Raw genomic sequence first — 12,821 nt, forward strand, 5'->3', positions numbered from 1 at the left:
CTTCGGTATTTAATAAACTATTTTTTTTCATCACCATTTTGGGGGCTATCAGTCGAAGGCTTACTTAAGGCGGCAGTTAAGGCATATTCGCATAGCTCTTCAAAAGATACGCCGTTTTTATCTGCTATAGCCTTGAGTTTTTCAAGGCTATCCATTACTTCCTGCGGGATTACCCCACCTCTTTGCTTCATTAGCCATTCCGCTTGGAAATAGAGCGGATGATGACTCTGGTCAGGGTTACCGATATATACGGTAAAAGGAGCTTTTACTCCGTTAAAATTACATGGAATAGTAAATTTTTTCATATTAATCCCTTAAGCTTGAAATCCCTCTATTATATAAGAATACTATCAAAATTATATGTAAGCAATAATTAGTGTTGACAAGAACTCAAGCATTAATGAGAATGATTCTCATTCTCATTAATATAAGGAAGAATTATGACAATAAAGTATGAAAAATTGTTTGCAACCGTAGATAATATTAAAGTAGGTAACCAAATATACAGTGCTTACCAACTTGCTAAGCTTATGTCTTTTCTGCCGCTCGAGATGTTTATCGATTCATTTGTATACAGTGGTATAGGACTGGTAAATACAATGCTTTGCGGAGGTATGCGTTTAGGCAAAGACTATTTGTATAACGGATATGAAGATAAGGACAAAGAAAACCAGTTTGAAACTTTAACCTTAGACTTTACCAAATTATCTGAAAGCCTACCTGCCTATATAGAGCAGGAGTACGAGCAATTTTCAATGAAATATTTCCTATCTGATCATATGGAAGAGCTTAAAACCGGTGCACTTATGCATCTGGCCTTAGAAAATCTTGCTTCTGAAAATATATATAATAAGATTGCCGGCTTTGATGATAAATTCAAATCCATTGATATAAATATCCCAAAAGATACTTTTTTATATAATCTCCATACGACCTATGATTATAGCCATAAAGGGGCGCATTTTGAGCATTCGGTAATTAACCCTCCGCTGTGTGTTCTGTATGAAAATAAACCTTTAGTTGAATGCTCATCAATTTATATTAGGGAACCGATAGAGCATGCTTTGTTTGCAATAGAAGCTTATAAGTATATATTTATTGACATCCCGTATGAAACTGTAACGGCAATATGTGAATATACGGAAATATTTAATTATATGCAGGATAAACATGATGAGTTATAAATTACTAAAATTAAGATAGCACAATCAAAGTTTACCATTTAACCAAACCCTGCTATATTTTCAAAAAAATCCGGAAAGTAGGATATGAAATTTACATTAGCGTGGTTAAAAAAATACCTAAAAACCGAAGCATCAATTACTGAAATTACTCATGCTTTAACAAATTTAGGGCTCGAGGTAGAAGAGGTGATAGATAATGCTAAGGCATATCAATCGTTTATAGTTGCTGAGATTGAAGAGGCAGTGAAGCATCCTGACGCTGAAAAATTAAAAGTTTGTAAAGTAAATAATGGGAATGAAACCTTGCAAATTGTTTGCGGGGCACCGAATGCGCGAGCAGGTTTAAAGGTGGTTTTGGCTCCGATCGGAACTAAAATTCCTCTAAACGGAATGGAAATAAAAGCTGCAAAAATTAGAGGCGTTGAAAGTAACGGTATGCTTTGTTCAGCTGAAGAGCTAGGTTTGAGCGGAGATGGAGAAGGAATAATAGAACTCGAAGGCAACGCAAAAATAGGGCAAAATTTTGCAGAAGTAGCCGGTTTAAATGAAACAATATTTCATATCGGGCTTACCCCTAATCGGGGAGATGCCGCCTCGGTTTACGGAATTGCCAGAGATTTAAGTGCAACATCAATCGGAGAGTTAATTACCCCTAAAAGCAATTATTCTATCAAGAGCAGAGCAGAATCTAAGATCAAAGTTACTATTGAAGATAGGGCAGGGTGCTATGAGTTCTTAGGAAGATATATAGGGGATGTAAAAAACTCAGTTCTTGCAGAAAATATTACAAAAACTCTCGAATTAATCGGCTCTGGCTCTAAAACTGTCTTAGTAGATATTTCAAATTACACCATGATGGAATTCGGAAGACCTAACCACATATATGATGCCGATAAAATAGAAGGCGATATTGTGGTAAGAAAAGCAAAAAGTAAGGAAAAATTTATTGCTTTAGGAGGAGAAGAGCTACAGCTTGATGAGGATATGCTTGTGGTTGCCGATAGTAGGAAAATTTTAGCAGTAGCAGGTATAATAGGCGGTGAATTAAGTAAAGTTGATGAAAATACCAAAAATATTTTTCTTGAAGTAGCAAACTTTAACCCCTTGGATATAGCACGCACGGGTAGAAAATTAAATATAAATACCGACGCCCGTTATAGGTTTGAAAGAAGGGTGGATGCCGGCATTTCCGAATTCTTTATAAACCACTTAACCGAAGCGGTTGTGACAAATTGCGGAGGAGAAGCATCAAACTTAGTTAGCGTATATGGTGAGCAGCCCGAGTATATTTCAGAAATTAAATTTTCTCCGACTATTATAGGTAAAGTAGCAGGCTTTGAAATTGAACAAACTAAGATAAATGAGATATTGCAAAAGCTAGGTTTTATTATTGAAGAAAATAAGGTGAAAATCCCTACCCACCGTAGAGGTGATATAACAAGTGAAATAGATTTAGTAGAAGAAATTTTAAGAGTTTATGGTTTTGAGAACATTCCTTCCGGTGAAATATTAATCAAGGCTACAGAGCTCTTTAACAATGCTCGAGAAAAAGAAAAGAGAATATCTGAAAGGCTTAGGCTAAGGGGACTTGATGAGGTAATAAGTTGGTCATTTACGGATGAACAAACTGTTAAAAATTTCGGGTTTGATAACTTGATTATGCTCGAGAACCCGATCAGTAGCGAGCTTTCAGTAATGAGGCCGACAATTATACCAAACCTTTTAGGGTTTATAGCAAAAAATTTAGCACGCGGTTTTAATAATTTCGGGCTATTTGAAAGAGGGCATATTTTCGGTAAAGAATTTAGAGATTTGCAATCAGCTTGTATTTCTGGAGTTAGGGTAGGGAATATGAGTGATAAAACTGTACATAAAGAAGAAAGAAAGGCTGATTTTTATGATATAAAATCAGATGTTTTTGCAATATGCAGTGAAGCACTGCTAAACCCTGAGAATTTAAGTGTAACAAAAAATGTACCGCAATATTATCATCCTTATAGAAGCGGCGCATTTAAACTTGGTAATAAACTCATAGCTTTTGCAGGGGAAATACACCCTAATATCCTTAAAACCCTTAATATAAAAGAAAGCGTTATAGGCTTTGAAGTATTTTTAGAAAATATACCGAAAGTAAATGCTAAAAATGCTAAAAGCAAACTAGAGTTATCGGCTTTTCAAGCAGTAAACCGTGACTTTGCTTTTATTGTTGATGAAGCTTTAGAAGCACAAAGCATATTAAAAGTTATTAGATCAGTAAATAAATCTCTTATAGAAAATGTGTCAATTTTTGATATTTATAGTGGTAATGGGGTAGAAGAAGGCAAAAAATCAATTGCACTTAGTATTAAAATCCAACCTAAGGATAAAACTTTATTTGATAAGGAGATTGAAGAAATTTGTACAAGTATCATAAATGAAGTATCGGCTAAATGCGGAGCAAAATTACGTTAATAAAAATTTAAGAGAACTTAACTGAAGTAATTTTTAGTTAAAATATTAAAAAAATACAAAAGGTTATAGACTAAAAATAGTTTACCATTTATATACTTACAGGTAAAAAAGACTTTGTAAGTTATATGGTTTTAGGGTTATTTAGAGGTGGTCACAACAAGTTAGTAGGAAATAATAATAGTTCCTCTAAAGCTGCTTTTGCTGAAGACTCTTTAAATAATATTTCAAACTTTATAAAAAAGAAAAATGCCGATAAAAATATTTTAGGTATTATACAATTCCAAAATTTACCTGTTATTATTTTTAGTTACGGAATAGAGTTTTCTAAAGTTTTGGCCGAAGGTATAACTAAAAGTTTTTATGATAAATTTCATGATAGAATACATCTTGAAAAAATTAGTTCCGACTCACTTCTATTTTGCATAGCAGAGAATGATGAGGAAGAAGCATATAATACTTTAAGAGAAGTTTTTAAAGCTTTAAAAATTCATTCTTCTCAAGATGTGGAAAAGCCGGTTTACTTATGTTTTAACTGCGGCACAAGTGTGCTCGCTTCCTCACTTGAAGAAGCGATAAACCAAGCATATATGGCCTTATTTGAATGCAAAAACAAAGATGGTTATGTTCATTATATTTATAATGAGGATATCTCTCAAAAAATGCTTCAACATCAAAACCATATGAAGTTAGCAGCATATTTTCAAAGAGCTATTATCGAAAACCGTTTACGCTTGGCATTTCAGCCCATAATTGACAGTAAAACCGGAAAAGTTAAGCATCATGAATCTTTACTCAGAATAGTTACCGAAGAAAATAAAATAATTTCAGCAGGGCCTTTTATCCCTATTGCAGAATCAATGCGCTTTATCGACCAAATTGATTTTTTAGTGTTAGACCTGGTGGTTAAGGAGCTTAGGTTTAATCCCGACGTTACTCTTGCTATGAATATTTCTAACCTTTCAATTGATAATACCGAATGGTTAAGGAAAGCTAAAAACCTACTTAAAGATTCCGGGATTGCATCCAGATTAATAGTTGAAATTACTGAGACTAGTATGCACAGAGAACTATCAAAAGTTGCCTATTTTGTTGATACATTGCAAAGCCTCGGGTGCTTAGTTGCAATAGATGACTTTGGCGCGGGCTATACTTCTTTTACTCAGCTTAAAATGATTCATGCTGACTTAATTAAAATTGACGGAATATTTATTCGCGATATAGTTGATAACCATGATAGCCGTTTATTTGTCCAAACATTATTAGGATTTGCCCATGGTTTCGGGATAAAAACAGTAGCTGAATTTGTAGAAACCGGAGAAATCGCGAAGACTTTAATTGATCTTAATATAGATTATATGCAAGGAAATTACTTTAGCCCTGCGGTAAATTACCGTACATGGATTAAAGATGATGTTTATAAAATTTTGAATTGAGTATGAGTGAATTTTTATTACAGAACTATCTAACCATTAAAGCGCTCCATATTATTTCAATAATTTGTTGGATGGCAGGGTTATTTTATCTCCCCAGGCTCTATGTATATCATACTAAAGCTAAGGTAGGCTCCGAGCTCGATCAAACTTTACAGGTGATGGAAAGAAAGCTTTTAAAGATGATAATGAACCCGAGTATGATAGCAAGCTTTGTGTTCGGGATTTTATTAATATATATAATCGGATTTGAAAGCGGCAAGTGGCTGCATGTTAAGATTCTATTAGTATTAATTATGGCTTTCACCCATGGCTTAATGGCAAAATATAGAAAAGATTTTGCGATGGGCAAAAATATTAAAGCTGATAAATTCTATCGCGTGCTTAACGAAGTTCCGACTATCCTTATGATAATTATAGTCTTCCTTGCAATAACAAAACCTTTTTAAATAAAAATAAAGTAAACTTTTTAAAAGTAGTGTTGCAAAGCAATAATAAAAAGTTTTTCTGTTTTTGCAACCCTACATGAAGCCGGCGCTCATGCTCTTTTACCCTAAAAAACTAGCGAGAAGTTATCTTTCTAAGGTTGATTTATTAGCATAAGAAATAGCATCTAATAATTTTGACGCAACCCTTTGAGGTATTACAACTTCTTGTGATATTTCATCCGGGGACTTTATATCTTTAAATGATAAAAAACTAGTTATATGGCATATTAACTCGTGAGGAAGCCTGAGTAATAATGAATCACTTTCATCTTTATCAAGCTGAGTTTTTTTGCAAATTTTGGCTAAGATGAGAAAGTTGTCTTGTTTATAACGCTTTGCTTGATCCATAAGAGACTTCATCTTTTCCTGCTCTTCTACTGTAAACTTCAATGAGGAGGAGGTTTCTATATTAAGTATGACCTTAATTCCCGGCAGTAATTGCATAAAACTTCTGAAATTACTTTGATCAATTCCATTTTTGTAAAGTCTTTCAATTTTCTCACGAAATATTGTTTGATTTTGTAAATTCAAAAAATTAATTTCTTCACGTTTATCCGGACTTATGCTTGTGTCATCATGTAGAGTTATTTCCAGTATTGACTTGTTATTTTCTAAGAGCTTAATTAATTCTATTGCTCCTTTATCAGTTATATAGTCTTTACTTAAGTTAAGCGAGGTTATAGTCTTATTCTCCTTTAAAGCTTCTACTATTGCTATCCATACTGCTTCTCTTATATTGTTATAACCTAAGTTAAGCGAGGTTATAGTCTGATTCTCCTTTAAAGCTTCTGCTATTGCTATACCTCCTGCTTCTCTTATTTTGTTATAACCCAAGTTAAGCGAGGTTATAGTCTTATTCTCCTTTAAAGCTTTTGCTATTGCTATCCCTCCTGCTTCTCTTATATCGTTACCACTTAAGTCAAGCGAGGTTATAGTTTTATTTTCCTTTAAAGCTTCTGCTATTGCTATACCTCCTGCTTCTTCTATATTGTTATCACTTAAGTTAAGCGAGGTTATAGTCTTATTCTCCTTTGAAGCTTCTGCTATTGCTATCCCTCCTGCTGCTCCTATATCGTTACCACCTAAGTCAAGCGAAGTTATAGTTTTATTTTCCTTTAAAGCTTCTGCTATTGCTATCCCTCCTGCTTCTCCTATATTGTTATCACTTAAGTTAAGCGAGGTTATAGTCTCATTTTCTTTTAAAACTTCAAAGAGAATTTTTAATTGAGATTCAGTAAAACTAGTAGCTTGTAAATTAAATCCTGAATATTGATTTAGTTGTTCTTTAAGCCTGAATTGCAGCTCCTCAACTCCTAAAGCTGCTATCTCATTCCAATTATCCTGAGTAAAATACGTCATAAATATCCTATATTATTTTAAATTACATTACATAATATTATACCATATTATTGTTACTATTTTATTTCATATTTGGCTTTTTATTGATAATATATATTATTTAGTATAGATGTAAAAAAATTAAAAAATCTACTTTTTATTTTTTACTTTTTTGATTTCAAATTACTATCCTTTTAAGCTCGGGATCTTACATCTTAAATGCTTTTAAGTTATTATGCGTCTAAATTATATTTTATGCAAAATAAGCTATGATTAAGAATAATAAATTAAAAGCAGTAGTATTAATAGGCTCTGAACAAGAAGAGGAATATGCAATTCTATCGTAGATTTATAACAAGGAAGGCTACCTGATTATAGGTAACGGTAAAGACCCGATCGGTAATAAAGACTTACACAGCTTAAAGGGGCGAATAGACCATAACACACTGACTATTTCCTCGGGTTTAAAAATTTACCTATGCTGATTACGTTATCAATTCTTCTTTCCAGAAATCCTATGGTGTCCTGATGGTTTATTGAATTATCGTTTAACCAATATATTAATGTAGAAGAATAGACGGAAGAAAGAAGAGTACGCTTAGTATAATAATTAAAATCGGTAGATTTATCAAACCCTGCTTCATACCAAATTATATCGGCAGTCTGCCATAATAATTTTAATCCGAGCGGCGACTTAAACGGAATACTTAAATAGGCCACCGTTTTGGCAATTACTTCTTTATTATCCGCATATATATTTAGCTTTATTTTAATTGCCTCACTTATCCTATCTCTTATCCGCATTTTATCCAAGTTGAGCTTCTTAAGCTCAGAAAGCATCTTTGCTTCATTGATCGCAATAAAATATTCTATAATTCCGTCTACCCCATTTTCAAAAACCACCTCCCCCAGGTATTTATTATACCCTGCATTTTGAGAGGCTTGTTCCAGAGATTTAACCCCCCAACCGGCTGTGGGAACAATTTTAATTATTTCTTCTAAAATTTTCTCTTTTATTATATCTTGTTTTGTCATAAATCTATTATGGATGGTTTATTAAAATAGCGCATGTGCACATGTTTATAAGTAGGTAAGAGTATTGTATGTCAAAAAGTAGAGAAATTAAAATACATTCTAAAGAAGAGTTTGAAAAAATGCGTATTGCAGGCAAATCTGCTGCTGAAGTTCTGGATTTTATAACTCCTTATATTAAACCTGGGGTTACAACGTTGGAACTTAATGATCTATGTCATAATAAAATAATAGAGATGGGAGGCATACCTGCTCCTTTAAATTATAAAGGGTTTCCTAAATCAATCTGCACTTCGGTAAACCATGTTGTCTGCCACGGCATACCAAGTGAGAAAGTATTAGATAACGGGGATATATTAAATATTGATGTTACAGTGATTATGGATGGTTGGCACGGTGATACAAACAGAATGTATTATGTCGGAGACAAAGTTCCTATAAAAGCAACCAGGCTGTGTCAAATTACCTATGAAGCAATGATGCTCGGTATAGAGCAGGTAAAACCGGGGGTAAAACTTAATGAGATCGGCAGAGCCATTCAAACTTATGCCGAGAAAAACGGTTTTTCGGTAGTAAGAGACTTCTGCGGGCATGGAATCGGACAAAAATTTCATACTGCTCCTAATGTATTGCACTATTATGACAAAACGGAGGATCTGGTATTAGAAGAGGGAATGTTTTTTACAGTTGAGCCTATGATTAATGCAGGAAAATATGAAACTAAAGTTTTAGGCGACGGTTGGACGGCAGTTACAAAAGATCGGTCACTTTCCGCGCAATTTGAGCATACTATTGCAGTTACAAGAGACGGATTTGAAATATTCACCACCTCTCCGAAATCTTATATATTGCCGCCTTATAAGTGAGGTTTTACCTGTGCTTCAGAAGTTCTTATTTCCTTGCTTCTTTGAAGTCGCTATGCTAACATAAATCCTCATAAAATAATAATATCAGTACAAGATGAGCAACGTTTCCAAAAATGAAGAGTCTACATTAAGTAAAACCAGCCAAGATTATGGGGCACATTCCATTCAAGTACTAAAAGGGCTTGAAGCGGTAAGAAAAAGACCGGGAATGTATATTGGTGATACCGATGACGGCTCAGGCCTTCACCATATGGTTTATGAGGTAGTGGATAATGCTATTGATGAAACTTTGGCAGGATATTGTACCAAAACATATGTAGCGATAAATCAGGACGGCTCGGTTACGGTGCGCGATGACGGGCGTGGTATACCTACCGGTATTCATAAGGAAGAAGGAGTTTCAGCCGCTGAAGTTATTATGACTCAACTGCATGCGGGAGGGAAATTCGACAGTAATTCTTATAAAGTATCAGGGGGCTTGCACGGGGTCGGGGTTTCCGTAGTAAATGCTTTATCCAGCTGGCTTGAATTAGTGATTTGGCGTGACGGCAAAAAGCATTTTATGCGCTTTACCGACGGAGTTGCAGACGAAAGACTTAAAGTAGTCGGAGACAGTGAAGGTAAGCGCGGTACACAAGTTACCTTTATGCCTTCAAATGAAATTTTCTCAGGGATTGAATTTAGTTTTAATACTCTTGAACACAGATTAAAAGAGCTGGCATTTTTAAATTCCGGTGCAGAAATAATTTTAGAAGATTTCCGAGAAGAACCGAAGAAGAGCGTAACTTTTAAATATGAAGGCGGTATTTCGGAATTTGCAAAATATTTGGATAAAAACAAGCACCCTATTCACCCTACAATATTTATGACAGGGGAATCAGATGGGATTGTTGTTGAATGTGCTATGCAATGGAATGACAGTTATCATGAAAATTCTTTTTGCTTTACAAATAATATTAGGCAAAGAGACGGCGGGGCACATTTAGCCGGCTTTAGAGGGGCATTAACCCGTACGTTAAATGCCTATGCTAATGAATCAGGCGTATTTAAAAAGCAAAAAGTAGAACTTTCCGCAGAAGATATGAGGGAAGGCTTAACTTCGGTATTATCGGTAAAAGTACCTGACCCGAAATTCTCTTCTCAAACTAAAGATAAGTTAGTAAGTAGTGAAGTAAGGCCGGTTGTTGAGTCAATTGTTGCTGAAAAGCTTGCCAAATGGCTTGAAGAAAACCCTAACCAAGCGAAAACAGTCGTAGGCAAAATTCTGGAAGCCGCTTTTGCCAGAGAGGCCGCCAGGAAAGCAAGGGAGCTAACACGTAAGAAAAGCTCCCTTGAAATGTCTACTATTTCCGGGAAGCTTGCTAATTGCCAAGAAAAGAATCCGGAGCTATGTGAGATATTCTTAGTAGAGGGAGATTCGGCAGGCGGTTCCGCTAAACAGGCAAGAGATAGAAAAATTCAGGCAATTTTACCGCTTAAAGGAAAAATTTTAAATGTAGAGCGGGCAAGATTTGATAAGATGTTAAATTCCGCTGAAATCGGAACACTAATTACTGCGCTTGGCACTAGTATCGGTGATGAAGAGTTTAATATTGAAAAATTAAGATACCATAAAATTATTATAATGACTGATGCGGATGTTGATGGTGCACATATCAGAACTTTGCTGCTCACTTTCTTTTACCGTTATATGCCTGAGCTTATCAGGCGCGGGCACCTTTATATCGCTCAACCTCCGCTTTATAAAGTTAAGCGCGGAAACAGCGAAGTTTACTTAAAAGATGAAAGGGCTCTTCAGGAATATTTAGTTAGCTCAGCTTCCGAAGGGGCTATATTAGTTGAAAACGGAACACAACGGGCAGGTAAGGATCTTGCAAATTTATGTCAGCAAGTGTTGCAATTTTATAATCAGCTTACTCATTCGGTTAAAGCTATTTCAAAAAACCTTCTTGAGGTTGCCGTTCTTGCAAACTTCTTTAATTCATCTTCTACACTTGAAGAAGTAGCTGAAGATATGTTAAGCAGATTTAAAGCAATGACTGAAGGTAGTAAAGTTGAGTGGAGCTATAAGATCGAAGAGAAGACTCTCACCATTATTAGGCTGGAAAGAGGCGTACAGGAAAATTGGACTATTAACTTACATTCTTTGCCGCAAAGAGAAATAGATGCTTTGAATGCAGCCGCTAAAAATATTAGGTCAGTTTTTGCGCAAGCCGTAGAAATTAACTTTAAAGGGCAAAAATGCATATGTCATACTCCATCTGAATTAATTGAGAAGTTATTCGAAATAACCAGAAAAGGTTTATATATTCAGAGATTTAAAGGTTTGGGAGAGATGAACCCTGAGCAGCTATGGGAAACTACGCTTAACTCGGATGCCAGAACTTTGCTTCAAGTTAAAGTCCAGGATATTGACCAGGCTGAAGAAGTATTTTCCACCTTAATGGGAGAAGTAGTCGAGCCGAGAAGAGAATTTATTCAATCAAATGCTCTGAAAGTTGAAAACCTTGATGCTTAAATTTTAAAAGAAATGAAGTATTATTAGCCACGTTAATACGGGGCTTTTTTATTACTTACCTTAATTTCCTTCAACTAAACGATTTTGAAGTTCGTGTTGCATATATCGGCCTTTTACGTTATGTCCCACCAAACAAACCATTATAGCACCCAAACAAGCGCAAATCGGTATAATACTTAGCGAGTATTTATAAACCTCAAGATCATATATTTTAAATCCGCTGGCGCTTAAGGCTCCTGTCCAAAACATATCCATAGTTTTACCTATAATAGTATGAAAAAATGAGCCGCCAAGCATATTCATGCAATTTAAAAAAGCAATCGCCACACCTAAGTTTTGGGGCGCCACAAGATTAGACCCTGCTGCAAACACAAGAACTTGGTAACAACACATAACACCTAGCGCAAAAAGCAAGCAGGAAAGAAGTAAAGGGTTATATGTCTGACTTAGTAATAATATCATAAAGATACCCGCCATACTAAAGCCGCATATAGCAATCATAGGGTAATTTCCTAATTTTTTACTGCCTAGAGCAAGTACCGGTCCCCCGAAAAGCATACCGAAGAATACTAAAGACATAAGTCCCGCAGCATCTTCATTTTTTAAATTATAGGCAGTCATCAAATATTGCACTCCCCAGACATCCGCAAAACCTTCTAGTGTACCTACCATTAATAAGTTAGCAAGTGCAAGATACCAAATGACCGGAGAAGAAAGAATAACTTTAAAATTTGTTATTTTAAATTGTTCTTCTTTAACGGATTCCTTGGCATTCTCAGGTGAACGCAAGGCAAGATACGTAGTACAGCCAATCACGATTGATATGGCAGCAAGCGCTAAAGCAACATTCTGCCAGCTGTAGTTTGCTACCAGCAAACTTACGGGCTTACCTCCGTAAATCGCCCCCATTAGCCCGAATGTAAACGAAAAACCTATCATTCTTCCGTACTGTTCCTTTGGAAACCATTGAGAAACAACTTTGGAAATACCTAAAAATCCTACGGCCGATCCGGCCCCTATTAAGAACCTGCTTAATACCGCTAAATAAAAATTAGTTGTATAAGTAAACAACAAAGTTGCCAGGCCGCAAAGTACGGCAAAAGCAAATATAATATATCTAGCACTAAAGCGATCCAACAGGATTGCAACCGGTATTTGCATACCGGCATAACCGTAATAATAAAATGCGGCAAGCAGTCCGAAATAACCGGCATCTATAGAGAATTGCTCCATAATTTGGTGCATCATCAATCCCGGCCAAAGACGAAGAATAAATTGATAAGCAAAAAATGACAGTGGCAAAAACCACATGAAAAAAGGTAAATATTTTATATTTTTAGGGTTAGACATATGCAACCTCATTTTATTATAATTTGAAAAATTGGAACTTTTGACGATGAAAAATAGGTAGGAGAATATGTATCGGCCTTAGCCGATAATTATAAAATAAATGAGCGCGATATTAAAATGCTTATTATACATTAAAATAATTAAATATGTGTTTCATTAATATT

The 12,821-nt window shown here is 35.1% G+C and carries 10 protein-coding genes; 6 read left to right on the forward strand and 4 right to left on the reverse strand.

Features of this window, described 5'->3' with window-relative positions:
* Positions 1-17: 17 nt before the first annotated feature.
* Positions 18-305 carry a DUF2610 domain-containing protein gene (locus NF27_RS00990; protein WP_039454779.1) on the reverse strand — a complete coding sequence of 96 codons (288 nt, stop codon included), beginning with the start codon at positions 303-305 and terminating at the stop codon, positions 18-20.
* Positions 306-440: 135 nt separating this feature from the next.
* Here NF27_RS00990 and NF27_RS00995 point away from each other — a divergent pair, with 135 nt between their 5' ends.
* From NF27_RS00995 to hemJ, 4 genes are all read left to right on the forward strand, one after another.
* A complete protein-coding gene (locus NF27_RS00995; RefSeq protein WP_039454781.1) occupies positions 441-1,184 on the forward strand; it encodes a hypothetical protein in 744 nt (247 codons plus the stop codon).
* Between the two features lie 84 nt (positions 1,185-1,268).
* Entirely contained in the window at positions 1,269-3,635 is a 2,367-nt protein-coding gene (pheT, locus tag NF27_RS01000; protein WP_039454782.1) for a phenylalanine--tRNA ligase subunit beta, read from the forward strand.
* 125 nt (positions 3,636-3,760) lie between these two features.
* Positions 3,761-5,068, forward strand: a complete 1,308-nt coding sequence (locus NF27_RS10960) for an EAL domain-containing protein (RefSeq protein WP_053332459.1) — start codon at positions 3,761-3,763, stop codon at positions 5,066-5,068.
* 2 nt (positions 5,069-5,070) lie between these two features.
* Positions 5,071-5,514, forward strand: coding sequence for a protoporphyrinogen oxidase HemJ (gene hemJ / locus NF27_RS01010; RefSeq protein WP_039454783.1), 444 nt, complete (start codon positions 5,071-5,073; stop codon positions 5,512-5,514).
* Positions 5,515-5,637: 123 nt separating this feature from the next.
* On the opposite strand, the gene NF27_RS01015 is transcribed toward hemJ, so the two are convergent.
* Together NF27_RS01015 and NF27_RS01020 are read right to left on the reverse strand one after the other, a co-directional pair.
* Positions 5,638-6,912, reverse strand: coding sequence for a leucine-rich repeat domain-containing protein (locus NF27_RS01015; protein ID WP_039454784.1), 1,275 nt, complete (start codon positions 6,910-6,912; stop codon positions 5,638-5,640).
* Between the two features lie 429 nt (positions 6,913-7,341).
* Positions 7,342-7,926 carry a COQ9 family protein gene (locus tag NF27_RS01020; RefSeq protein ID WP_053332460.1) on the reverse strand — a complete coding sequence of 195 codons (585 nt, stop codon included), beginning with the start codon at positions 7,924-7,926 and terminating at the stop codon, positions 7,342-7,344.
* A gap of 68 nt (positions 7,927-7,994) precedes the next feature.
* Between NF27_RS01020 and map the strand changes: the two genes are divergently transcribed.
* Both map and gyrB read left to right on the forward strand, forming a co-directional pair.
* The gene (gene map / locus NF27_RS01025) at positions 7,995-8,789 is read left to right on the forward strand and encodes a type I methionyl aminopeptidase (RefSeq protein ID WP_039454786.1); all 795 of its coding nucleotides are present in this window, start codon (positions 7,995-7,997) and stop codon (positions 8,787-8,789) included.
* Between the two features lie 94 nt (positions 8,790-8,883).
* A complete protein-coding gene (gene gyrB / locus NF27_RS01030) occupies positions 8,884-11,307 on the forward strand; it encodes a DNA topoisomerase (ATP-hydrolyzing) subunit B (RefSeq protein ID WP_039454788.1) in 2,424 nt (807 codons plus the stop codon).
* 60 nt (positions 11,308-11,367) lie between these two features.
* Here the strand turns inward: gyrB and NF27_RS01035 are convergent, their stop codons facing one another.
* Positions 11,368-12,657, reverse strand: coding sequence for an MFS transporter (locus NF27_RS01035; RefSeq protein WP_039454790.1), 1,290 nt, complete (start codon positions 12,655-12,657; stop codon positions 11,368-11,370).
* Positions 12,658-12,821 lie beyond the last annotated feature (164 nt).

This window comes from Candidatus Jidaibacter acanthamoeba (assembly GCF_000815465.1).
Classification (GTDB): Bacteria; Pseudomonadota; Alphaproteobacteria; order Rickettsiales; family Midichloriaceae; genus Jidaibacter; species Jidaibacter acanthamoebae.